Raw genomic sequence first — 22,523 nt, 5'->3', positions numbered from 1 at the left:
GTCCTTCTTCGGCTTTGCAAGCCGATGGAGGGCGGTTATCCCTTTGCCCTGATCAGGAGCATCGCCAGGTTGGCCGGGAGCCATGGCGGAGCCTTTGCGGGGGGGACGGGGGCCAGGTGCCGAGCAGGGCGTTTGAGATCGAGATCAGCAATCTCGAATTGATTGCGGCCTGTTGGGGGCCGGACGTGGCGGAGCATGTCGCTCGCCGGATCGCGAGCCGCCTGAAAGAGGCGGGGTTGCAGATCGAGCAGGACGCGACCTGCCGGCGTTTTCGTATCCTGTGCGATGCGGGGAGCGCCCGGCCTGTCGGCTGGGACCGTCTGGCCGATCTGTCCTATCGCCTGACCGCCGAGCCGATCTGTATCGAGGCGATCACCGGCGAGGCCGGGGCGGGGGTCCATGCCGTCATGACCTGGCAGAATGACGAGCCGCCGCGCTATCGCGGGCCGCGCGACGTTCGCCGCGATCATGGCGATGGCTGGTTCGCGCTCTACAAGAACGACATGCAGGCCGTCGCCCAGGCCTTTCACTGCGCCGGCGAAGGGCGGATGGCGGCGCATTGGCAACCGGTCCGTCATTATGCCGACTCGTCGCGTATTCTCTATCATGAGGGGCTGGCCCGTTTCGACGATCCCGGTGCGATGCTGTCGCCCGCGACGATCTTTCCGGCGCTGGAGCGGACGGGGACGGCAGCGACCTTCGACTGGGTGATGGTACGGCATGTGCTGGACGAGCTGCGCGCGCATCCGCAGGCCGTGCTGGCGGTCAACATCTCGGCCAATTCCGCGCATCTCAATGGCTGGTGGCGCGGGGTGCTGGACACGCTGACGGCACAGCCCGACCTCGCCGCGCGGTTGGTGGTCGAGATTACCGAGACCGAGGCGATCGCGCATATCCATGACGCGGTCGCCTTTGCCCAGGCGTTGCGCGCGACGGGGGCGACGCTGGCGCTCGACGATTTCGGGGCGGGTTTTACATCGATCCGCCAGTTGATGGACCTGGTGCCCGCGCTGGTGAAGATCGACGGATTGTTCCTTCAGCGGGCGACGCGGGATCGGGATCCGTGTCACGGCCTGCCGCACCTGATCGGCCTGATTCGCGAACTGGGCGGCACGGTCATCGTCGAGGGGGTGGAGACCCAGGCCATGGCCGACCTCGCCTATGTCAGCGGGGCGGTGTGGCAGCAGGGCTATCATCACGGCCGCCCCTCGGCCGCGCGGCTCGGTGCCGAGAGGACGGAGCCGCTGGCACGGATCGTTGTCGGAAAGGGTTGATAGACGTCGATCAAGAGCCAAGTTGATCTCCGTCAATATATCTAAGAAATGATCTGCAATTAGTTGGTATTGTGTCATCTTTCGGAACGTCCCGCGTTTGAGCCGCGTTGGGGCATCCCATGTCAGAAACTGCCAGCAGTCTATTTCCCGCTCACGATCCCAGCGAGCCGGAATCCGCCGCGATGCTTCGCTCCCATATCGCGGAGGCCGATTTTCCCTGTGTCGGGGCCAAGGCGGCGATGGCGCGAGGGACCCTCGAAATCCTCGGTGCGCGCGACATCGCCAGCGCCTGGGACGATCTGCGCATCCATGATTTCTTGCGGCGGTTCGCCGAGCGCTACCGGGCCGAGCCGCAACTATTCCGCAGCCTGGCGGTGGTGTTCGCGGGGCCGGACGATCTGGACGAAGCCAGGTTCGAGCAGGCGGTGTGGTCGCGTATCCAGTCGCTCTCCGACAAGGATGTCTGGCTGGGCCAGGATTGGGATACGCGGGTCAGTGCCGATCCAAACGACCCGCATTTCTCGCTATCCTTCGGCGGCGAGGCGTTTTTCGTCGTTGGGCTTCACCCCAACGCCAGCCGCCCGGCGCGTCGCTTTCCGCGTCCGGCGATGATCTTCAACCTGCACGACCAGTTCGAGATTCTGCGCGCGCAGGGGAAATACGAGACGATGCGCGAGAAGATTCTGATGCGCGACGAGGCGTTGGCCGGTTCACGCAACCCGATGCTCGCGCGCCACGGCGAGATGAGCGAGGCGCGCCAATATAGCGGTCGCGCGGTCGAGGAGGGCTGGCGCTGCCCCTTCCATTATGCGGGCGGCGTGAGCGAGGCCAAGCCATGAGTCATCAGACCATCGAAATCCCGCCGCGCAGCGGTGATGCGTTCCGCATGGCCAGGGGCGACAGCCTGACCGTGATCGATCCGCGCGGGCGGCAGGTGGCCGATCTGCTCGCCTTCAACGCCGACGATCTGGACGAGGTGATCTCCTCGGGCCGCACGCTCGACTATGCGGAGACGATCCGGCTGACCAAGGGGCATAGCCTCTATTCCAATCGCTCGCGGGTGATGCTGGAGATCGTCGAGGATACGGTCGGGATGCACGACTTCCTGCTGACGCCGTGTTCGGTCGATACGTTCGACCATTTCTACCCCGACCTGCCGCGCCACCGGGGGTGCTTCGGCAATCTTGCGGCGGCGCTGGAGCCTTACGGCGTGACGCCGGATCGAATCCCGGTGGCGTTCAACTGCTTCATGAACGTGCCGGTTGATGGAAAGACCGGCAAGCTGGAGGTTCTGCCGCCGCTCAGCGGGCCAGGCGACCATATCCGCTTCGTGGCGCATATGGATCTGGTGATCGGGCTGACGGCTTGTTCGGCGCCTGCGTCCAATGGGGGGAGTTTCAAGCCGATCGAATACCGGGTGGAGCGGGCCTAAAATCCTCCCCGGCACGGGGAGGGGGACCGCCGCGAAGCGGTGGTGGAGGGGGGTCTCCGCACGGCACGTCCTGTGTGGAAGCCCCCCTCCGTCAGCGCTTCGCGCTGCCACCTCTTCGCGCCGGGGACGAAATTCTTACCTCTTACACGTATCCGCCGCGCCTGGATCGAGGTCCAGGCAACGTCCGTCCACGCCCGGCATCGGCAACCCGATCGTCGCCGCCAGCGTCGGGGCGATGTCGACCGTCTCCACCGACAGCGGCTGCTCGAACCCGGCCATGCCCTTGCGCCAGAATAGGATCGGCACGCGGCGGTCATAGTCCCAGGGCGAGCCATGCGTCTCGACATAGCCCGGGCCCGGCTCTTCGATCGTCGTCACCCGCGGCTTCAGCAGAATCAGCAGATCGCCGGAACGGCTCGGGTCATAGGAGGAGCGCGCCTTTTCCTTCAGCGTCCAGGTTTCGGGCGGCGTGGTCGGCCAGGGCGTCGCCGCGATCTCGTCGCGGGTCAGCGCGGCGGCGACCTGCGGCAGCGCTTCGTAGCGGCGCTTGGCCTCCGCCAGCACCTTCGCGCGGGTCGCGGGCGGCAGAGCGGCGTTGATGTAGATATCGCCCTCCGCGCTCATCATGAGCGGCGGATCATTGGGCAGGCCCATCGCCTTGGCGATCGCGGCCGACATCGCCTTGGTCTTGGCCTCGGGCGCGATATGGCTTTCCATCGGCATGGCGCGGATCTGCTGGCGCTCGGTCATGTCGTGCGCGCCGTGATCGGCGGTCAGCATCACCTCATAATCCACGCCGGTCGCGTCGAGCACGTCGAAGAAGCCCGCCAGCGAACGGTCCAGCTCGGCCATCTGGATGCACATCTCGGCGCCCTGGGTGCCCAGCGCATGGCCGATATAGTCGGTCGCCGACAGGCCGACCGACAGGATGTCGGTCTGCGGCCCCTGGCCCAGCTTCATGTCCTGGACGAAGCCCGCCGCCATTGCCAGCACCGCCGCATCGGCGGCGGGCGAGACGCGGAACGCCTTCAGGTCGCCCGCCGCGCGCTGGAACCGGCCGGTGCCTAGCGTCTGGCTGCCGACGGTGATCGGCCGGTCGAGCGGCTTGCAGAAACCGGGCAGCGGCATGGCGTTCTGCGGCCGGGCGATCAGGTCGGCCACCGCCTTGCGGGTACGTTCGACCACCGGCGGTACGGCGCGTCCGGCATAGGAGACATAGGTCTTGCCGTCCCACCACCAGATCTCGTCCATCTTATGGCCGCCCATCATCACGGCAGCGCGGTCCTTCCCCGCGACTGAGACGGTGCGCACGCGGGGATCGGCGGTCTTCATCCGCTCGCCCAGCGTGGGGACCTTCAGATGCTTGTCCGAGACGATATAGTTGTTGTGGTCCATGCCCGCGACGCTTTCGTCTTCCGAGCAATAGACGATCTTGTCCGGGCGGTTCACCGACTGATCGACCCAGTTGTTGGCGATGATCCCGGTGTGCGCGGGACGATAGCCGGTCAGGATGGTCGAGTGGCCGGGGCAGGTCTCGGTCGCGGCATGGCTCTGATAGCCCGAGGGGAAGACCGCGCCAGTCAGCAGGCGCGCCATGCCGCCGGTGAAGTGGTTGCGATATTGCTGGAATAGGTCGGCCGAGAACTGGTCGACCGAGATCGCCACGATCAGCTTGGGCGGCGTTGCGGGAAAGGGTGGCTGCGGCGTGCCCGGCAGCGTGACGACCGGCGCAGGCGCGGCACCGGGGGCGGGGCTGGCGGTCTGGGCATGGGCGGCGGGCGCGGCGAACGCTGAGCTGGAAATCAGGGCGACGGAGGCCAGGAGCGCGGCAGTCAGGGAGTTCATGGGCAACCTTGGTGCAAAGCAGGGACAGGGGCGCTATGGAACGCGAAAGCGGGTTAGGGCAAGGTCGATGCGCGGTTGGTTTTACATCCTGATGACGGCTCTGTTCATGCTGGTGGCGACAGGCCCCGGCATGGCGGAGAGCGCGCCCGCGCCCGGCGCCATCCATCTGGCGATGCGGCTGGTCGCCGAAAGCGAAACCCCGGCGGCGGGCGGTCGCACCACGCTGGCCATCGTGGCGACGCCGGACAAGGGCTGGCACGGATATTGGAAGAATGGTGGCGATGCGGGCCTGCCGACCGAGGCGCACTGGACGCTGCCCGGCGGCGCGAGCGCGGGGGAGTTGCGCTATCCGGTGCCGGGACGACTGAAGATCGCCGGGCTGATGAACTATGTCTATGAGCGGCCCTTCACGCTGCTCGTCGATCTGTCGGTGCCCGCCGGGATGGCCAAGGGTACGCCGCTGCCGATCACGGTGAAGCTCGACTATCTGGTCTGCACCGACACCATCTGCGTTCCCGAGAGCCAGACGCTGTCGACGAAGCTGACGGTCGGTGACGGCGCGATCGACCCCACCACGCGGACCGAGTTCGACCGGTGGCGCGCCGCCCTGCCCAAGCCGCTTGGCGGCGACGGGGTGATCGAGACGCAAGCCAAGCAGGTGCGGATCGCGGTGCCCTTGCCCGCGTCAGTCGCGGTCAAGGACGCCTATTTCTACCCTGAGCGCAGCGGCATCATCGACCATGCCGCGCCGCAGGTCATGACGCGCAACGGCGACCAGTTGATCCTGACCATGCCCGTCGCCGCCGTGCCGACGCCGGGCCCGGTGTCGGGCGTACTGTCCATTGGCGAGGGGCAGGGGCTGTCCTTTGCCGCCAAGCCGGGCGCCATCGCCGGAACGGCAAGCGGCGGGACGGATCGCGGTTTCGCCGCAATTGCGCTGGCGTTTCTGGGCGCGGTGCTGGGCGGGCTGTTGCTCAATATCATGCCCTGTGTCTTCCCGATCCTGAGCCTGAAGGCGCTGAGCCTCGCCAAGGGTGGCGGGGACGAGCGCAACGCCCGGACCGAGGCGCTGGCCTATACGGCGGGCGTCGTGCTGGTGTGCGTCGGCTTGGGCGTCGTGCTGCTGGCGTTGCGCGCGGGCGGGCAGAGCGCGGGCTGGGCATTCCAGCTTCAGGACCCGCGGGTGATCGGCATCCTGCTGCTGCTGGTTGCGGGCATCGCATTCAATCTGGCCGGGCTGTTCGAGCTGCCGACGCCCGCTTTCGCCGGACGCTCGGGGGCGATGGGATCATTCGCGACCGGCGCGCTGGCGGCGTTCGTGGCGACACCCTGTTCGGGGCCGTTCATGGCCGGGGCGCTGGGGGCGGCACTGGTCCTGCCCGCCGCCGCCGCGCTGGCGGTTTTCGCGGGACTGGGCATCGGCATCGCCTTGCCCTTCCTCGCGATCGGTTTCGTGCCCGCCCTGCGGCGACGTCTGCCCAAGCCGGGCATGTGGATGGTGCGGCTTCGTCATATCCTGTCGGTGCCGATGTTCCTGACCGCACTCGCGCTGGCGTGGATCCTGGGGCAGGAGGCGGGGGTGACCGGCATGACGCTGGGCCTGGCCGCCGCGCTGATCGCCTCGCTCGGTTTCTGGTGGACGGGCCTTCGCCAGCATGGCGGCAAGGGACGGGCGGGGTGGCCCGCTGTCGTGGCGCTGGTGCTGGCGGTGGCAATCGTCGTGACGGTCAAGCCCGCCGCTGCGGTGGCCAAGACAAGCGCCGACACCGCCTTCACCGAGGCGAAGCTGGACGAGCTGCGCAAGCAGAACCGCCCGGTCTTCGCCTATTTCACCGCCGACTGGTGCCTGAGCTGCAAGGTCAATGAGGCCGCCGCGATCGAGCGGTCGTCGGTGCGCGACGCGTTCCAGCGCAACAAGGTGGCGGTGCTGGTCGGCGACTGGACCGATGGCGATCCGGTTTTGGGACGCTTTATCGAGCGGCATAACCGCGCCGGGGTGCCGCTGTACCTCTATTACGCGCCCGGCGCGAAGGAACCGCAAGTCCTGCCGCAGGTGCTGACCCCGTCGATGCTGGAAAAGCTGGGGGCGTAAAATCCTCCCCGGCACGGGGAGGGGGACCAGCGAAGCTGGTGGAGGGGGCTATCCACACAGCGAGTCATGTGTGGCAATCCCCCTCCGCCCCCGCTTCGCGGCGGTCCACCTCCCCGTGCCGGGGAGGATCGTGTTTCCCCCTTGCGCGCCCCCTTCCTGCGGTGCAGCATGGAACCCAGGTGCAAGGGGGAGCGTAACGACCGGATGGGGACTATCGCCGCGTTCGACGAAATCATGGGGGCCGCTGGCAAGGATATGCCGCGTCCCGAACTATCCGCGCTTCAACGTTGGCTCGATCACACCCCCGATAGCGAACTCCGCCGCCGCCAGCAGTCGGCCGAGGCGACCTTTCGCCAGCTGGGCATCACCTTTGCCGTCTATGGCGAAAGCGACGCGGCCGAGCGGATCATTCCGTTCGATATCGTACCGCGCGTCTTCCTGCCCGACGAATGGGCGCGCCTGTCCGAAGGGCTGGTCCAGCGGGTCGAGGCGATCAACGCCTTCCTCGACGATATTTACGGCGAGCGAAAGATCCTGCGCGACGGCATCCTGCCGCCCGACCTGATCTTCGGCAATCCGCAGTTCCGGCCCGAGATCGCCGGCATACGACCCCCGCACGGCGTCTGGGCGCATATCTGCGGCATCGACCTGGTCCGCACCGGGCCGGACGATTTCTTCGTGCTGGAGGACAATGCCCGCACCCCCTCGGGTGTCAGCTATATGCTGGAGAACAGGGAGGCGATGCTGCGTCTCTGCCCCGAGTTGTTCCGCCAGTTCCGGGTGGCGGCGGTCGACAGCTATCCCGACCGGCTACTCGCCACGATGAAGTCGGTCGCGCCGCATGGCGTGGCCGAGCCGACCTGCGTCGTGCTGACGCCGGGTCATTTCAACTCGGCCTATTACGAACACAGCTTCCTGGCCGATTCGATGGGGATCGAGCTGGTCGAGGCGGCCGATCTGGTGGTCGACGACGACATCGTTTGGATGCGCACCATCGCGGGGCGGGTGAAGGTCGATGTCATCTATCGCCGGGTCGATGACGATTTCCTCGATCCCCTGGTCTTCCGCCCCGATTCGATGCTGGGCGTGCCCGGCCTGATCGCGGCCTATGCGGCGGGCAATGTCGCCATCCTCAACGCGCCGGGCAACGGCATCGCCGACGACAAGGCGATCTACTCCTATATGCCCGATATCGTCCGTTACTATTCGGGTGCCGAGCCCAAGCTGAAGAATGTCGAGACCTGGCGCTGCCGCGAGCCCGAGGCGCTGGCCTATGTGCTCGACCATCTGGACGAACTGGTGGTCAAGCTAGTCGACGGCTCGGGGGGCTATGGCATGCTGGTCGGCCCCACCGCGACCAAGGCGCAGATCGAGCATTTCCGTGCCGCACTGATCGCCGAGCCGCATCGCTACATCGCCCAGCCGACGTTGGCTTTGTCCACCGTGCCGACCCTGGTCGAAAGCGGCGTCGCGCCGCGCCATGTCGATTTCCGCCCCTTCGTCCTGACAGGCCGCAACGGCGTGGAAGTGACCCCCGGCGGCCTGACCCGCGTCGCGCTGCGTGAGGGCTCGTTGGTCGTCAATTCCAGCCAGGGCGGCGGCACCAAGGACAGTTTCGTCCTCCTTCATCCCGAACCCGAAAGCTGGGTACAGGTGCAGGGCCAGCAGTCGCAGATCCAGACGCAGGGAGTACGCTGATGCTCTCGCGGACCGCATCCTCACTCTATTGGCTGGGCCGCTATTTCGAGCGGGCCGACTTCATCGCCCGGCTGGTCGAGGCGACCGTTCGGCTCGACGTGCTGTCGCCGCGCTCGGCGGGGCTGGCGGCCTGGGGCTCGGCCTTGGCCGTCACCGATACCGCCAGCGCCTTTGCCGAGGGCGGGCGTGAGTTGCGCCGTCGCGAGGTCGCGCGCTTCCTGACGGTCGAGACCTGCCATCCCGGCTCGATCGTGCGCTGTGTCGACATGGCGCGGACCAACGCCCGGGCGGTGCGCACCGCGCTGACCCGCGAGGCGTGGAGCGCGATCAACCGCGCCTGGCTGCATTTCGAGGCCAAGCCCGCCGCCGATGATCCGACCGCTGTCCTGGGCCTAGTCGAGGCGGTGAAGAACGAGACACGCGGTTTCGAGGGCGCGGTCCACCGGATGCTGCGCAACCAGACGACCTGGTTCATCCGGCTGGGCCAGGCGGTCGAGCGCGCGGACAATACCGCGCGGCTGCTCGACGTGAAATATCACATCCTGCTGCCCGCGGGCGAGCGGATCGGCGGCGTCGTCGATCGCGACCAGTGGACGACGATCCTCCAGACCGTGTCCGCCGTCACCGCCTATCGCTGGCTCTATTCCGACGGGTTGAAGCCCGCCAACGTCATCGACCTGCTGATCGCGCGCACGGAATTGCCGCGCAGTCTGGCGGCGTCGGTCGAGGAAACGGTGGACGTGCTGGGGCAGCTTGCCCGGCGAACGGGGCAGCATGGGGAGGCGGATCGCATGGCGAGATTGCGGGCAAACCGGATGACGAAGACGCGGTCGGGGGATGTGATCGCAGGCGGGCTTCACCAGTTCCTCGAAGCCTTTATCCAGGAGAATGCCCAGCTGCACGGCGCCATCGGCCGTCAGTTCAAGTTCGCCTGATGCGCATTGCGATCGAGCACCAGATCGTCCACCGCCCGAAGCCGGGTCGGCCGACGATGGTCCAGATGCTGCGCCTGACGCCGGAGAATTACGACGATCAGACGGTGGCCAACTGGCATATCGACGTGGACTGCGACGCGCGGCTACGACGCGGGCAGGACGGGTTCGGCAATGCCGTCACCATGCTCTACATCCAGGACGCGCCCGAGACGGTGACGATCACCGCGACCGGCGAAGTGCTGACCAGCGACGCGCATGGCCTGGTGCGCGGGACCACCGAGACGTTGCCGCCCGCGCTTTTCCTGCGCGCGACCCCGGCGACGCCCGCCGATGCGGCGATCGCGGCCTTTGCCGAAGAGGCGATAACCGGCGCGGACAGCAGCCTGGCGGCGCTTCATGCGGTCAACGCCGCGCTCCACCGCCGTTTTGCCGGTGACGCGCGAAGCTCCGCGACGGACGCGGCGGCGGCTTTCGCCTCGGAGGCGGTGGGGGCGTGCGATCTCGCGCATATCTTCTGCGTGGCGGCCCGGTCGCTGGGCGTCCCCGCGCGGTTCGTTTCGGGCTTTGCGGCGCTGCGCGATGTGGCGAACGCCACGGCGCATTGCTGGGCGGAGGCCTATGTCGAGGGGCTGGGCTGGATCGGTTTCGACCCCAGCATTGGCCTCAGCCCACAGGAACGTCACGTCCGGATCGCGGTCGCCTTGGATGCTGCCGGGGCGACGGCAGTGTCGGGCGAGGCGTGGCGGGATGTGGCGGTGGTGGACGAGGCGGCGCAATAGACCCAGTATGTGTGACGTCCCTCCTTCCTCCCCTGCAAGGGGAGGTGGCGCGCGTAGCGCGTCGGAGGGGTGTCCCGCTATCGATAGGGCGACACCCCTCCGTCAGGCCTGAGGACTGACACCTCCCCTTACAGGGGAGGAATGGGAAAGCATCAATCCTCGGTCAGGCTTCCCCGGCCTCGATCGCGGTTTCGACCGGCGGCGGCGCGATGGGGGCGGGGCTGTCGCCGGTAAAGGGGGCCCAGCCACGCACGGTCAGCGCCTCCAGCGGCTGGTAGCGCGTCTTATACGCCATGCGCGGCGAGCCCTTCACCCAATAGCCGAGATAGACGAAGGGCAGTTCGGCCGCGCGGGCGCGCAGGATATGGTCCATGATGATGAAGTTGCCGAGACCGGGGCGACTTTCGTCCTGCGTCTCGAAAAAGCTATAGATCATCGACAGGCCGTCGCCCTGCCGGTCGGTCAGGCAGCAGCCGACCAGCCGCCCGCGCGTTCCTTCCGCCGCCGTCGGCTCGCGATATTCGACCAGCACCGACTGGACGGGGGACAGTTCGACCATGTCGGCATAGTCGCTCTCGTCCATCGCCGCCATGCCGCCGCCGGGATGCCGCTCGCCCAGATAGCGGCGGAGCAGCGCGAACTGCTCGGCGGTCGCCCAGGGTTGGCAGGCGGTGACTTCTAGGTCGGCGTGGCGGCGCAGCAGCTTGCGCTGGGTCCCGTTAGGGCGAAAGCCGCCCGCCACGACGCGCACCGACACGCAGGCGCTGCACCCGGCGCAGGAGGGGCGATAGGCGACCCCCTGGCTGCGGCGAAAGCCGATGCGGCTCAGCGCTTCGTTCAGTTCGTCGGCATGGTCGCCGTTCAGCTCGGTGAACACCTTGCGCTCGTCACGCCCCGGCAAATAGGGGCAGGGAGCGGGGCTGGTGACGAAGAAGCGCGGGAAACGAAAAGGCGCGGTCACCGCCGGGCAGTTCCTTCGAGTGGGAGACGATAACCCTCTTTAACGATCTTCCCGTCCGAAGCGATGGGGCAGCATCGTTCGGAAACGGGACGGTCGGCCGAAAAACGGCCTTGTGGTCAGGCGAGTTCGACCTGGGTCGTCTCATACCCCGCCGCGCGCAGCGCCTCGATCAGCCGGTGCAGGTGGAGCGCATCGCGCGTCTCGCACTCGATATCGGTGATCAGGCCCTTGGCGGGCAGGGTGGTGAAGACGCGCTGGTGATAGACCTCGATGATGTTCACCCGCTCGCGGTCGAAGATGCGCGCGACATTGAACAGCGCGCCCGGCTGGTCCTGCAACCGGATGCGCAGGCGCGCCAGGCGACCCGAGCGGGCGAGGTCGCGCAGCAGGACGTTGGCGAGCAGGCGCGTGTCGATATTGCCGCCGCACAGCACGATGCCGACCGTCTTCCCCCGGAAGCGTTCCGGGTGCGACATCAGCGCGGCAAGGCCCGCCGCGCCCGCGCCCTCGACCACGGTCTTTTCGATCTGGAGCAGCGCGCTGACCGATTCCTCCAGATGGCGTTCGTCGACCAGCACGATCTCGCGCACCAGTTGCGCCACCATCTGCGAGGTCAGGCCGCCCGGGACCTTCACCGCGATACCCTCGGCCAGCGTATCACCGGCGCAGGGGAGGTCGGTGCCGTTCAGCTTGTTGTACATGCTGGGGAACAGCTCGGCCTGGACACCGACGACCTCGACCGGCTTGTCCGCCGCCGCTGCGACCGTGGCGATGCCCGAGATCAGGCCGCCGCCGCCGATTGGCACGATCAGCGTGTCGATGTCGGGCGCGTCCTCCAGCATTTCGAGCGCGACCGTGCCTTGCCCGGCGATCACCCGCGCATCGTCGAACGGATGGACGAAGGTATAGCCGCGCTCGGCCTCCAGTTCGCGGGCATGGGCATAGGCGGCGTCGAAATTGTCGCCCTCCAGCACCACGGTCGCGCCGTGGCCTTCGGTCTGGACGACCTTCACGATCGGCGTGGTGCGCGGCATCACGATGGTCGCGGGGATGCCCAGCCGGTTGGCGTGATAGGCGAGGCCCTGCGCATGATTGCCCGCCGAGGCGGCGATCACGCCCTTGGACCGCGCTTCCTCGGAGAGCTGGAGCAGGGTGTTGAGCGCGCCGCGTTCCTTATAGGCGGCGGTGAATTGCAGGTTCTCGAACTTCAGATACACGGTCGCCCCGGTCAGTTGCGACAGCGTCCGGCTGATCAGCGTCGGCGTACGGATGATCCGGTCCGAAATGCGCGCATGGGCGGCACGAACATCGTCGATGGTGACGATCGGGGACGGGATTTCCGAAGCGGCCTGAACGGCGGTGCGACTAACCATGGGGATGCCGTAGCCGATCGGAGGCGGGAGGTGAACCGTTTCGGAGGGGGGGTGTCGAGGGGCTACGAATCCTTCCTGTCAGCGACCTGCTTTCTTCTTCTCCCCTCCCGCAGGCGGGAGGGGTTGGGGAGGGCATGGGGTCTCGCAGAGCGCCGCGCTCGTGGCTTTCCCTCCCCCATCCCCTCCCGCCTGCGGGAGGGGCGTGCTTTTGCAGAAGGTAGGAACTTCACTTAGGCGCTACCTCCCCACTGTTGCATTGCGGCATCGCCCGGCACCCGAAATCGTGCGCGGATGCAACAAGCATCCTGCAGTCGCGTTGCTGGTCTTTTGGGGCCATGCTAGGGCGTCGCGATGATCACAGGGTTGCCACGGATGTCGCCGATGATCCTTTCCATCACCGGCCCGATCCCCCAGTCATGAGCGTCTCGCCCACCGGGGTCGCCACCACCGCCAGCAAGGACACCTATCCCCATCCGCCCCAGGGCATGGCGCGGCTGGCGCTGGGGGCGATCGGCGTCGTGTTCGGCGATATCGGCACCAGTCCGATCTATGCGTTCCGCGAGACCTTCGCCAACCCGCACCATCCGCTGCCGCTCGACAATGCGCATATTCTGGGCGTCATCAGCCTGATCTTCTGGTCGATGATGATCGTCGTCTCGATCAAATATGTCGCGATCATCATGCGCGCCGACAACAAGGGGGAGGGGGGCAGCCTGGCCCTCCTGGCGCTCGTGTCGGGACAGACCAAGACGCGGCGGTGGTCGCGCGGGATCGTGCTGCTCGGCGTTTTCGCCACCGCGCTTTTTTACGGCGACAGCATGATTACGCCCGCCGTCACCGTGCTCAGCGCGGTCGAGGGTCTGGCAGTGGCCGCGCCCGCCTTCGGGGGCTTCGTCCTGCCGATCGCGATCACCATTCTGATCGTGCTGTTCAAGATCCAGCGTTCGGGTACCGAGCGGGTCGGCCTGTTCTTCGGTCCCGTCATGCTCGTCTATTTCGCGGTGATCGCGGTGCTGGGCATCATGAGCTTTGTCCAGACGCCAGAGATATTGCAGGCGCTGTCGCCGCATCATGCGGTGCGGTTCTTCTTCATCGATCCGCTGCGCGGCTTCCTGGCGCTCGGCTCGGTGGTGCTGGCGGTGACGGGGGCAGAGGCGCTCTATGCCGATATGGGCCATTTCGGGCGGCGGCCGATCGGCCTGTCCTGGTTGGTCTTCGTGCTGCCGGCGCTGATGCTGAACTATATGGGGCAGGGCGCGCTGCTGTTCCGCGAGGGTGCCGCCGCGCTGGAGAGCCCCTTCTACATGCTGGCGCCCGAGGGGTTGCAGCTGCCGCTCGTCATCCTGGCGACGGCGGCGGCGGTCATCGCCAGCCAAGCGGTCATCACCGGCGCCTTCTCGGTCACGCAACAGGCGATCCAGCTAGGCTTCATGCCACGCCTGCGGATCGAGCATACGTCGGCGGCGACCGCGGGGCAGATCTACATCCCGCTCATCAACTGGCTGTTGATGGTGATGGTGATCCTGCTGGTCCTGTTCTTCCGCTCGTCGTCAAACCTGACCTCGGCTTACGGCATCGCGGTGACGGGGGCGATGCTGATCGACACCTGCCTGCTGGGCGTCGCGCTGACCCGGTTGTGGAAGTGGCCGCTCTATGCCGCTCTGCCCCTGCTCGCGCTGTTCTTCCTGGTCGATGGCGCCTATTTCCTCGCCAACCTGACCAAGGTGCCGTCGGGCGGCTGGTTCCCGCTGCTGGTCGGCTTCATCATCTTCACCTTCCTCACCACCTGGTCGACGGGGCGCAAGCTGATGATCGAGCGGTTGCGCGAAGGCACGATGCCGATCCACATCTTCATCGATTCGGCGGCGGGCGCGGCGAGCCGGGTGTCCGGCACCGCGATCTTCATGACCTCCTCGCCCGAGGGGGTCCCGCACGCGCTGCTCCACAATCTGAAGCACAACAAGGTGCTGCATGAGCGGATCATCCTGCTGACCGTCAAGATCATGAGCCAGCCCTATTGGCCCGAGGGCGACCGCGCCAAGCTCGACGATCTGGGCCATGGCTTTCACCGGCTGGTGCTGCGCTTCGGTTTCATGGAGGAAGCGGACGTGCCCGCCGCGCTGAAGCGGGTCAAGATGGCGGGCGGTGCGTTCAAGATGATGGACACCAGCTTCTTCCTGTCGCGCCAGACGCTGCTCGCCGCCGAGCGGCCGGGCATGTCGATGTGGCGGGAAAAGCTGTTCTCCTGGATGCTGCGCAACGCCGAAAGCGCGATGGAGTTTTTCCGCCTGCCGACCAACCGCGTGGTCGAGCTGGGCAGTCAGGTGGAAATCTGACCGACCAGCCCGCCCCCATTGCCGCGCCCATCATCGTCACCGCGCTGTTCGGCCGAGCCGACCAGGGCTGGTTCGATGGCTTGCGTCGCCAGCATTTTCCGCCCGAGCGTAACGTCCTCGATGCGCATTGCACGCTTTTCCACCATCTGCCGCCCTCGGCCGAGGCGGAGCTGAAGCATCGCCTGAACGGCCTGACGCGCGGGGTTCGTGCCCCCGAGGCGCGAGCGGGCGGACTGATGTCGCTGGGGCGCGGCGTGGCGATCCGCATCGAATCACCCGGCCTCGTCGCCATTCGCCGCGAGCTGGTCGACGCCTTTGCCGGAATGCTGACCCCGCAGGATGCGGGCGGATGGCGTCCGCATGTGACGATCCAGAACAAGGTGACGCCCGCCACCGCCAAGCTGCTCCTGCAGCAAATGGAGCGCGATTTTCGGCCCCGCGCCGTCGAGCTGATGGGGCTGGGCGCCTGGTGGTATCGCGGTGGCCCATGGGAAATGCTTTCGCGTCATTTGTTCGCTTGACGCCCGAAAAACCCCTGTCTATAGGCGCGCCTCCACCGGGTGGAACGCCTAGCATGGCGAAGTAGCTCAGCTGGTTAGAGCAGCGGAATCATAATCCGCGTGTCGGGGGTTCAAGTCCCTCCTTCGCTACCACCCGGTGTATTTTCCCCTAAACCCTCGCAAAAGCTAGGTTTTCTGGCGTCTTTTGGTTCGGCTTTTTTCGGCTTTTTATGTCGATTTTTCGGAAGCGTGGCGGCCGGTTGGGCCGTCAGTTGGGAGGATCAGGCGTTTTGCGCGTCGCGATCTGGCTTTCGAGCTTGCGGATCGCCGATTCGCCGAGGCGCGGATCTCGATTGAGATAGTGGGCATCCAAGATCTCATTCACGTCCTTCAGCGAATGGCCGGTGACGGTCGCGATCTCGGGTGGTGTGGCGCCAGCCAGGGCCAGGCGGGTGACCGCCGTGCCGCGCAGGTCGTGGAAGGTGACACCCGCAATGCCTGCCTCGGCGCGGGCCGTATTCCAGGAAGCGCGAAAGCCATTTTCCGTCCACGGCGTGCCGCGTGAAGTGAGGAGGATGGTCTGGCGCACGGGGCCGGGCGGGCAGGCGTCGAGCCGCGCCTTCAGCGGCGCACCGACCGGGATCAGGATGCGCTTGCCCGAGGAATTGCGGACCCTCGACACAGTCTTCGACTGGATCAGTCGGACATGCGTGCCGTCATACTGACCCCAGGTCAGGCGGATCAGGTCGCCCTGGCGCTGGCCGGTCCAGAGCGCCAGGCAAAGGGCGAGGTGCAGATGCTCGGGCGCCTTGGCGTAGAAGGCGGCTTCATCCTCGGCGGTCCAGACATTGGTCGAGCGGCTGGCGCGATAGGTGCGGCCGCCTGCGCGGGCCGGGTGCGCGGTAATGAGCCCGCGATCGAGCGCCCATGAGAATACTCGCGCCAGCACGGCCCAGGCGTAATCGGCCTGGCGCGCCGACGTGACGGCGAGACGATCACGCCAGGCCAGCATTTCCGGCCGGGTGCGGCGATCGTCGAGCGCCGCCAGGGGGAAGTCGCCATATTCCTTGTCGATGATGGCGATCATCTTCTTGTAGTCGGCGCGCGTGCGGGGGGCCAAGTGCAGGAATTCTGTCGAATCCTGAAAGGCGTCGAGCAATCCGCGGATCTTGTCCTTGGACGGCGCGTCGCGGTTGCGCGTCGCTTCCTGGTAGCTGTCCAGAAATTCACGACTGCCAGGCTCGCCGATCAGGCGTGGGCCGCCCTTCCATGCGTAAAAATAGGTGGCCTTGGTGCCATCGCGCAGGCGCTTCGTCGTGCGATTGATGCCCTTGAGCTTAATGTCCACTGCGTGCGGCTTTCCATGCGTCGAAGGGGCTGGCGGGGGGCGGGGTCACGGCGTCGTCGCCGTGGAAAAGCTTGATCGTGCCGTCGGGCGCGATCTCGGTGCGGGTGACCGGGTGATCTGCATTTTTCGCGGCCTTCAGCGCGCGGGTCAGCTCGCTCTGGAGCCAATTCGAGCGGGTGCTACCCATGATCGGCCTCCCGGATCGCGTCCTCGATGTCGATCTGGCGGGCGTCGAGCTGGGCATTGCCGTAGCGGACGGACAGGTGCGTATCGCACCAGGTCGCATGTCCGGTCGCGTCGTGATGGCGCGCGGCCAAAGCCAGCGCATTGGCGCCCGTCCAGCCGGTGCCCTGGCCATGGCAGGTGACGCAGCCTGCCGTCGCCGTGTGGGTCGACACGGTCGGGCGCTTGGTCACGGTGACAGTCACTCCACGTCTCATGGCATCACCTCCATTTCATCCAGGCGCAGGGCCGCGACCGCCGCGATGGCGGGGGCGGTGTCGCCTTGGGCGGCGGCTTTCACGGCCGCCGCCAGTTGCAGGGTCACGCCGATCGCGTGGGTGATGATTGCCGCGCGGGCGGTCGCTTCGCGCAGGGCGAGGGGATCGGCGCGGCGGACATCGCCGTCGCGGACCACCTCCAGCGCGCGCAGGCTTTGGGTCAGGGTCGCGGTCAGCATGAGGCGTCTTTGAGATTGAGGCGGGTGACGATGCCGCTGACTAGGGACTGGGCGTGGATCTCCACGGCCTCCAGGATTGGGGCGGGCACGTCTTCAGAAAGGATGCTGGTCGGATCGGCGCGCAGATGGTCGCGGATCATCACGACGTTTTGCAGCAGTGCGCCAGTGAGGGCGTCGATCGCGCGCTTGCGATCCTCGATCGTCAGCTCCGGGCGGCGGGGCGCGGGCGGGGTGGCGATCGGGGCCGGGGGCGCGGCGGGCTTGGGCGCCACCTGGCAGAACCAGGCGCCGAGCAGATCCTCGGCGCAGGGCGGGCAGAGATCGTCGGGACGGCCATCGGCGCCGAGGCGGGGGCCACCACCGACACGCCAAGCCACGACCGAGCCCCAGCCATCGGGACGCTCCTGACCATTGGTCAGAAGCGTCTCATGGCCGCAGCGGTCACAGCGGAGGGTGAGGGTGGTGGCGATGCTCACGCGTGGCCGCCTTCGCGGACCACCGCATAAGCCGCAAATGCGCCCTCGCCGATCTGGGCAGCGCGATTCGCACCGGCGATCTGGGGGCCGCGATCGGCCTGCAAACCGACGGTACGCCCGATCTCGCCCGGCTCCCATTCGACAATGGCGAGGAAAGACAGCCCATGGGCAAAGCATCGCTGGCTCAGATCGGCCAAGACCGGCGCGATCTGGCCATCATAATAGGCCTCGCGCTCGGCCGGAGAGCCGGGGGCAGGCTGATCTGTCTTGATCGCGGCGCAATCGGGCAAGCCCGGCGGGCCATAGTATAGACCCGGATTGGTCCCGCCGTGCCGCTTTATGAGTGCGCGCATGTCGCCCTGGGCGTCCCGCAGGATGGACTTGATTTCGCCGGGGTCGGCGGAGGTCCAGTCGATCGCGGCCTCGATCTCCGACGCCGCGCGGATCACCTCGGTCAGATCGGCGGTGATCGCGCAAATGCTCCATCCGGTCGCCAGATGCGTCAGCACATAGGCCATCGGTTCCGGGGCATTCTCCGCGCCAGGCCGCCAGTCGATGCCGAAAAGGCCGTTCGTCCAGCCGGGTATGTAGCAGAAATTGCCGCCCTGGTGGGCGCAGCGCACAGCGCCAAATGTCCAATGGTGTGCCATCAGATCATCCCCAGGGCCCGCATATAGACCTCCAGGATGGCTTCCTCTTCCTGATACTCCTCGCGCTTCTTTTTGCGGATCTGTAGGATCTTGCGGACGGCCTTCTTGTCGAACCCGCGCGCCTTGGCCTCGGCGAAGACATCCATGATGTCGTCGGAAATGCCCTTTTTCTCTTCCTCCAGCCGCTCGGCGCGCTCGATCAGCAGGCGCAGTTCGTCTGCGGTCTGCTGGTCGATCTTGGACAGGTCGGGATCGGTCATCGTGTCAGGCTCCGGTGGTGGGTGGTGGAGAGGGAAAGCGGCGCTGCGCCAGTGCTCGGCGGTGTAGAATGCGATTGAACACAAGCGCGGGACCTAGAAGTCGGGCGGCGGACGGCGCGGGATCGGGTGGCAATCCTTGGCGAGCGCCAGGCAGGCATAGCCGGTGTCGAAGCGGATCGAGGCGTGGACGCCCCGCACCGCCAGCACGTCGCAATGCTTGCCGCGCGCCTGGCCGAGGCCGAGATAGACGGCGCGGTCGCCGTGACAGAGGCCGGTGCCGACCACGCCATCACCGCCGCGTGTCTTTCGCCTGGGCGGCGATCGTCACGATGACGAAGGGAATGGCGATGATGGCGACGACGATCACGCCGAGCAGCCGCACCCAGGCGGGCATATCCTCCCGGCGCATCAACGGCGGCCCGTCGCGTGTGGGGCGCAGGCGAAGCAGGTGGCGTCATCGTGCCAGCCGCCCGCATCCACGCCCGGCGCCGTCTCCATATCCCAGGCGCTGACCCCGCATCCCCGACAGATGCGGGGATGGGTGTGGGCGGGGGCATTATAGAGCTGGTGATACACGTCCTGGTCGAAGGGGAAGATCGTGCGGAGCTGGTCCAGCGTGGCGCGCAGGCGGGCGCGAACGCCGGGTGTCTCCAGCGAGCGGACCAGCTGTGCGGCGATGCCGACATTCCCGCTCGTCCGTGCCAGGCGGTGGGCCACATCGTCCCGCGACAGGCCCGCCGCGATACGGCGCAGCTGGAGATAGGCGTCGGGCGTCAGGGGCGTGCAGGCGGCGATGGAGGGGAGCGCGACATGCAGCATGGTGGCGGTCCTTTCAGGCAAAGCGGGGGGCGATCCCGGCGACGGGGTGGTCGCCGGGCAGGGAAAGACGGGTCGGGACGGTGAAACGCGGCGAGGCCGCGCCGATCAGCTGGGCACGGGCAGACCTTCGACCGCCGCAGGCAGGCGGTCGTCATTCATCGGGGTCGGCTCATCGTCATTGGCGGGCTTGCGCTGCGGCACCCACTGGCCCAGCGGAAGCTGGCGTGCGATCTCGGCGCGCGGGGCCATGCTTTCGCGCAGGGTGCGATAGATCGCGATCTGCGCCACGAAGATATGGGCGCAGTCGGGATTCTTGCACATCAGGCGGATGTTGCGCGTCAGCGGGTCGAGCTGACTGCTGGTGCGCGCGATGGCATCGGAATCGCAATGCGGGCAGGCGATGCCCGGCAAGCGCGATGGATATTGGGCCTTCTTCACTTGGTGTTACCCCCGTCTTTCCCCGCGTCGGTGGTCTGGGACGGGAGGAAGCTGGACAGGCGGCGCATCAGCGCGTCGATCGCGCGCTGGGCCTCCACGACCTCGGCGAACGCGCGGTGTGCGCTCAGCGGCGAGGCATTAGATGATACGACACCCAGGGCGGCGGACATGGCGTCGCCGCATTCCTTGGTGGCGATGGCGATCTCAGTCAGCAGCTCGCGGGTGCAGGCCTCTTGCCGCTGCAATTGCTGGCCGAGCTGGAATTCAAAGGCGTCGAGAAAGGGCGACCCCGGCCCGCCCTCGGCGATATAGGCGGCGTCGAGCGCCTGCGCCTGGGCGATGGTGGGCACGGTCGGGCAATTCGGCTGCGACCAATAGCGCGCCGAGCGCAGCGCCCGGCCAGTGAGCTGGCAAATCCGATCCCAGCCGATCACGCCCGCAATGCGGGTGATGGCCTCGTCATAGGTACGGGGCGCGCGAAGCTGGGTCATTGGATACCGCCCGCCGTGTGGCGGTAATCCGCGATTGAGCGAGTGCCTTGCCGAAAATCGAGGTCGAGCGGATGATAGATTTGGCACTGGTCACACCAGCGCACCTCCATCTGACACCAGCCCACGCCATCGAAAAACCGGGCGTTGTGATCGCCGGAGGTCCGGCACCGGATGCCGCTATCCCTCCAGGGGAAGGGGCCGTCACCGTTCCAGCGTGACACCAGCCTTGGCTTTTCAAAGAAATCGAGCTGGGTCATGCTGCCACGCCCACATATTGCGCAATGGCGTCGGCCTCGGGGATGGCGATCTCGTAGGGATTGGACTCGGTCTGCCATCCACCGCCGCGACGGCTGGCGATGGTGAGGGCAGCTGCGCGGGTGTAGCGACCGGCGTGCTCGATGACCCGGGTATAGCCGCGCTCTTCCGCGCCCCACCAGGCGCGGTGTTCATTCGACCAGACCAGATAGAGGGGCTCGGCGGGAGCTGCTTGCTTAGGGTGCGCAAGCCCCTCCAGAGCGCGGGCCGCGTCGCGCAGGAGCACGACGATGCCCAAGCCGTCGCCGAATAGATCGGCACGCGACCGGAGCCGCTTAGCCAGCCGTAGGGCAACGGAGGGGGAGGGCACGCGCCGGGTCATGCCGTCAGCGTCCCTTGCTCGGCGCTGATCGACAGGAAACGTTCGAATTTTTCGCGCTTCCGCCGAAGTCGGGCGAGGTCGGGGATGAGGTGGTCGAGGGGCATCACCCCTTCGGTCGACATCAGCGTCAGCATCGCGAAAAGGTCGTGGAATTCGTCCAGGACACGCTCCGCGTTGGTCATTTCCTGACCAGGCTGCACCTCATGGACGCCGAAGCGCATCGCCTTAATGATGCGGTGACCCACCTCCATCGCCTCTTCGGCAGCGGTGGCCATCATGTGCTCGGCCCGGTTCACGCCGCGTCCCTCATCTTCGTGCTTTCGGGTATTATGGCCGTGACCGGGCGGGGGCGCGGGCGGAAGGGCTGGGGCGGGGCGAGGGGCAGGCCCGTCTGGCCGCGCAGGGCGGCGGTGATGCGGGGCCAATATTCGTCCAGCGTGCCGATGATGGTGGCGACGGAGAACGCCGCAGCGCCCCCGATCACGGTCAGGCTCAGCAGGCCGAGGCCGTGCATGAATGCGTCCTGCGTCATGCGGCATCTCCAGATTTCGGGGCAGCAAAGGGCGGATAGACGGGATCGGCGCCGTCGCGGACGACGCGGGCGACGTGGCGGACCTGCTCGGGCGAGGCGGCCTTCACTTCGTCATCCGTCCAGTCGGCGATGCGATTGACCAGCTTGAGGAAGCGCCGGGCCGGTGCCTCGTCGCGCTCATTCTGGAGATCGGACACGATCTCCGAAGGGCAATTTATGTAGTGATAGCCCTCGGGCAGCGCCTCCAGCAGCGCCCGGCCGACATTGGCCATGTCGCGGACCTCGGCCAGCGCGGTGGCATAGCCCATGGCTTGCCAGTCATCGGCCGCGTTCTGGATCGTCTCCAGAATGTCGGCCTGGTCGGGCGACGCGGGGCACTTTGCATCGACAGCGAGCGCTTTTGTGCCATTCAGGATGGCAAGTACGTCTTTCCGTTCGATGCCGCCCGTTCCACGCGCAAAGCAGAACGCGATTCTTGGGAAATGCGGCTTTAAAGCTTCGAGCACATCGAAGATGAAAGCCTGGTGTTTCTGCCCATCCTCCGCATCGCCCGCGCGGCTGTCGAGGGCGGCGACGATATTCCTTGCTTCAAGGATATAGGCTTTCAGGTGGCCCTTGGCGAAGACGGGGTCCCGCTCCGCCTGCTGACGGACATAGTCGACAGCCAGCCGGACAGCATCGGGTGTCGGTGTGCTCATGACTTAACACACTGCATTTTGGCGCGCCGATCGCCGGGGACAATCGGCGCGCCACCCTCTACCACCTCGGAGCCTGGGAGTACGGAGGAGGTGGGGTCGGGATAGATGTCGGGGCGGATGCGCGAAGCGGGGATACCCGTCGCGTCAGCCAGCTTCCGAGCATGAGTCGGTGATGGGAGTGATCCAGCCTTGAGTAACTGGGAGATATTGCCCTGCGTACACCCACAGATTTCAGCAGTAGGTGTCTGACCGCCCAGATAGGCAATCGCT

General features: G+C 66.7%; 28 protein-coding genes and 1 tRNA gene. 10 read left to right on the top strand and 19 right to left on the bottom strand.

The window, feature by feature from the left end; genetic code table 11:
* The first annotated feature begins 116 nt into the window (after nt 1–116).
* The 3 genes from KV697_RS06225 to KV697_RS06215 all read left to right on the top strand — a co-directional run bounded on the left by KV697_RS06225 (nt 117) and on the right by KV697_RS06215 (nt 2,706).
* Nucleotides 117–1,274: an EAL domain-containing protein gene (locus KV697_RS06225; RefSeq protein ID WP_219020547.1), complete on the top strand. Its 1,158-nt coding sequence runs from the start codon at nt 117–119 to the stop codon at nt 1,272–1,274.
* A 182-nt stretch (nt 1,275–1,456) separates the two neighbouring features.
* Entirely contained in the window at nt 1,457–2,113 is a 657-nt protein-coding gene (gene gntA, locus KV697_RS06220) for a guanitoxin biosynthesis heme-dependent pre-guanitoxin N-hydroxylase GntA (RefSeq protein ID WP_257575646.1), read from the top strand.
* On the top strand, nt 2,110–2,706 hold the full coding sequence (locus KV697_RS06215) for a DUF1989 domain-containing protein (RefSeq protein WP_219020545.1): 597 nt from the start codon (nt 2,110–2,112) through the stop codon (nt 2,704–2,706). Before gntA ends, KV697_RS06215 begins: the two co-directional genes overlap by 4 nt.
* Before the next feature lie 135 nt (nt 2,707–2,841).
* Here KV697_RS06215 and KV697_RS06210 read toward each other — a convergent pair whose 3' ends face one another.
* On the bottom strand, nt 2,842–4,551 hold the full coding sequence (locus KV697_RS06210; protein ID WP_219020544.1) for an alkaline phosphatase family protein: 1,710 nt from the start codon (nt 4,549–4,551) through the stop codon (nt 2,842–2,844).
* Nucleotides 4,552–4,618: 67 nt separating this feature from the next.
* Here KV697_RS06210 and KV697_RS06205 point away from each other — a divergent pair, with 67 nt between their 5' ends.
* The 4 genes from KV697_RS06205 to KV697_RS06190 all read left to right on the top strand — a co-directional run bounded on the left by KV697_RS06205 (nt 4,619) and on the right by KV697_RS06190 (nt 10,055).
* A complete protein-coding gene (locus tag KV697_RS06205) occupies nt 4,619–6,643 on the top strand; it encodes a protein-disulfide reductase DsbD family protein (RefSeq protein ID WP_219020543.1) in 2,025 nt (674 codons plus the stop codon).
* Nucleotides 6,644–6,847: 204 nt separating this feature from the next.
* On the top strand, nt 6,848–8,341 hold the full coding sequence (locus tag KV697_RS06200) for a circularly permuted type 2 ATP-grasp protein (protein ID WP_219020542.1): 1,494 nt from the start codon (nt 6,848–6,850) through the stop codon (nt 8,339–8,341).
* Nucleotides 8,341–9,276: an alpha-E domain-containing protein gene (locus KV697_RS06195; protein ID WP_056434280.1), complete on the top strand. Its 936-nt coding sequence runs from the start codon at nt 8,341–8,343 to the stop codon at nt 9,274–9,276. The genes KV697_RS06200 and KV697_RS06195 overlap by 1 nt, the downstream gene beginning before the upstream one ends.
* Nucleotides 9,276–10,055 carry a transglutaminase family protein gene (locus tag KV697_RS06190; protein ID WP_219020541.1) on the top strand — a complete coding sequence of 260 codons (780 nt, stop codon included), beginning with the start codon at nt 9,276–9,278 and terminating at the stop codon, nt 10,053–10,055. The genes KV697_RS06195 and KV697_RS06190 overlap by 1 nt, the downstream gene beginning before the upstream one ends.
* A gap of 163 nt (nt 10,056–10,218) precedes the next feature.
* Here KV697_RS06190 and KV697_RS06185 read toward each other — a convergent pair whose 3' ends face one another.
* Together KV697_RS06185 and KV697_RS06180 are read right to left on the bottom strand one after the other, a co-directional pair.
* Nucleotides 10,219–11,016 (bottom strand): arginyltransferase, encoded by a 798-nt coding sequence (locus KV697_RS06185; protein WP_219020540.1) that lies wholly within the window; start codon nt 11,014–11,016, stop codon nt 10,219–10,221.
* 116 nt (nt 11,017–11,132) lie between these two features.
* Nucleotides 11,133–12,389 carry a threonine ammonia-lyase gene (locus KV697_RS06180; protein ID WP_219020539.1) on the bottom strand — a complete coding sequence of 419 codons (1,257 nt, stop codon included), beginning with the start codon at nt 12,387–12,389 and terminating at the stop codon, nt 11,133–11,135.
* A 485-nt stretch (nt 12,390–12,874) separates the two neighbouring features.
* On the opposite strand from KV697_RS06180, the gene KV697_RS06175 reads away from it, so the two are divergent.
* The 3 genes from KV697_RS06175 to KV697_RS06165 all read left to right on the top strand — a co-directional run bounded on the left by KV697_RS06175 (nt 12,875) and on the right by KV697_RS06165 (nt 15,378).
* Complete coding sequence (locus tag KV697_RS06175; RefSeq protein ID WP_374011407.1) at nt 12,875–14,725, top strand: potassium transporter Kup; 1,851 nt, start codon at nt 12,875–12,877, stop codon at nt 14,723–14,725.
* A 17-nt stretch (nt 14,726–14,742) separates the two neighbouring features.
* Nucleotides 14,743–15,246 carry a 2'-5' RNA ligase family protein gene (locus KV697_RS06170; RefSeq protein WP_219021274.1) on the top strand — a complete coding sequence of 168 codons (504 nt, stop codon included), beginning with the start codon at nt 14,743–14,745 and terminating at the stop codon, nt 15,244–15,246.
* Nucleotides 15,247–15,301: 55 nt separating this feature from the next.
* Nucleotides 15,302–15,378, top strand: a tRNA-Met gene (locus KV697_RS06165).
* A gap of 115 nt (nt 15,379–15,493) precedes the next feature.
* On the opposite strand, the gene KV697_RS06160 is transcribed toward KV697_RS06165, so the two are convergent.
* From KV697_RS06160 to KV697_RS06085, 16 genes are all read right to left on the bottom strand, one after another.
* Nucleotides 15,494–16,573 carry a tyrosine-type recombinase/integrase gene (locus KV697_RS06160; protein ID WP_219020537.1) on the bottom strand — a complete coding sequence of 360 codons (1,080 nt, stop codon included), beginning with the start codon at nt 16,571–16,573 and terminating at the stop codon, nt 15,494–15,496.
* The gene (locus KV697_RS06155) at nt 16,563–16,760 is read right to left on the bottom strand and encodes a hypothetical protein (protein WP_219020536.1); all 198 of its coding nucleotides are present in this window, start codon (nt 16,758–16,760) and stop codon (nt 16,563–16,565) included. Before KV697_RS06155 ends, KV697_RS06160 begins: the two co-directional genes overlap by 11 nt.
* Nucleotides 16,753–17,001 (bottom strand): hypothetical protein, encoded by a 249-nt coding sequence (locus tag KV697_RS06150; protein ID WP_257575645.1) that lies wholly within the window; start codon nt 16,999–17,001, stop codon nt 16,753–16,755. The genes KV697_RS06155 and KV697_RS06150 overlap by 8 nt, the downstream gene beginning before the upstream one ends.
* An 8-nt stretch (nt 17,002–17,009) precedes the next feature.
* Entirely contained in the window at nt 17,010–17,252 is a 243-nt protein-coding gene (locus tag KV697_RS06145; RefSeq protein ID WP_219020535.1) for a hypothetical protein, read from the bottom strand.
* On the bottom strand, nt 17,246–17,728 hold the full coding sequence (locus KV697_RS06140) for a hypothetical protein (RefSeq protein ID WP_219020534.1): 483 nt from the start codon (nt 17,726–17,728) through the stop codon (nt 17,246–17,248). Before KV697_RS06140 ends, KV697_RS06145 begins: the two co-directional genes overlap by 7 nt.
* Nucleotides 17,725–18,351, bottom strand: coding sequence for a hypothetical protein (locus tag KV697_RS06135; protein WP_219020533.1), 627 nt, complete (start codon nt 18,349–18,351; stop codon nt 17,725–17,727). Before KV697_RS06135 ends, KV697_RS06140 begins: the two co-directional genes overlap by 4 nt.
* A gap of 26 nt (nt 18,352–18,377) precedes the next feature.
* Nucleotides 18,378–18,638, bottom strand: coding sequence for a DUF2312 domain-containing protein (locus tag KV697_RS06130; RefSeq protein WP_219020532.1), 261 nt, complete (start codon nt 18,636–18,638; stop codon nt 18,378–18,380).
* 93 nt (nt 18,639–18,731) lie between these two features.
* Nucleotides 18,732–18,923 carry a hypothetical protein gene (locus KV697_RS06125; protein ID WP_219020531.1) on the bottom strand — a complete coding sequence of 64 codons (192 nt, stop codon included), beginning with the start codon at nt 18,921–18,923 and terminating at the stop codon, nt 18,732–18,734.
* Between the two features lie 123 nt (nt 18,924–19,046).
* The gene (locus KV697_RS06120; RefSeq protein ID WP_219020530.1) at nt 19,047–19,457 is read right to left on the bottom strand and encodes a hypothetical protein; all 411 of its coding nucleotides are present in this window, start codon (nt 19,455–19,457) and stop codon (nt 19,047–19,049) included.
* A gap of 105 nt (nt 19,458–19,562) precedes the next feature.
* Complete coding sequence (locus tag KV697_RS06115; RefSeq protein ID WP_219020529.1) at nt 19,563–19,895, bottom strand: ogr/Delta-like zinc finger family protein; 333 nt, start codon at nt 19,893–19,895, stop codon at nt 19,563–19,565.
* Nucleotides 19,892–20,386, bottom strand: a complete 495-nt coding sequence (locus KV697_RS06110; protein ID WP_219020528.1) for a hypothetical protein — start codon at nt 20,384–20,386, stop codon at nt 19,892–19,894. The genes KV697_RS06115 and KV697_RS06110 overlap by 4 nt, the downstream gene beginning before the upstream one ends.
* Complete coding sequence (locus KV697_RS06105; protein WP_219020527.1) at nt 20,383–20,643, bottom strand: hypothetical protein; 261 nt, start codon at nt 20,641–20,643, stop codon at nt 20,383–20,385. The genes KV697_RS06110 and KV697_RS06105 overlap by 4 nt, the downstream gene beginning before the upstream one ends.
* Complete coding sequence (locus KV697_RS06100; RefSeq protein ID WP_219020526.1) at nt 20,640–20,939, bottom strand: hypothetical protein; 300 nt, start codon at nt 20,937–20,939, stop codon at nt 20,640–20,642. Before KV697_RS06100 ends, KV697_RS06105 begins: the two co-directional genes overlap by 4 nt.
* 80 nt (nt 20,940–21,019) lie before the next feature.
* Complete coding sequence (locus KV697_RS06095; protein WP_219020525.1) at nt 21,020–21,319, bottom strand: hypothetical protein; 300 nt, start codon at nt 21,317–21,319, stop codon at nt 21,020–21,022.
* Complete coding sequence (locus KV697_RS06090) at nt 21,316–21,555, bottom strand: hypothetical protein (protein WP_219020524.1); 240 nt, start codon at nt 21,553–21,555, stop codon at nt 21,316–21,318. Before KV697_RS06090 ends, KV697_RS06095 begins: the two co-directional genes overlap by 4 nt.
* Nucleotides 21,552–22,253 carry a hypothetical protein gene (locus tag KV697_RS06085; protein WP_219020523.1) on the bottom strand — a complete coding sequence of 234 codons (702 nt, stop codon included), beginning with the start codon at nt 22,251–22,253 and terminating at the stop codon, nt 21,552–21,554. The genes KV697_RS06090 and KV697_RS06085 overlap by 4 nt, the downstream gene beginning before the upstream one ends.
* Nucleotides 22,254–22,523 lie beyond the last annotated feature (270 nt).

Source organism: Sphingomonas sanguinis, assembly GCF_019297835.1.
In the GTDB taxonomy this organism is placed as follows: Bacteria; Pseudomonadota; Alphaproteobacteria; order Sphingomonadales; family Sphingomonadaceae; genus Sphingomonas; species Sphingomonas sanguinis_D.
The sequence above is the reverse complement of the archived record's forward strand: the minus strand, read 5'-3'. Positions and strand labels throughout refer to the sequence as shown.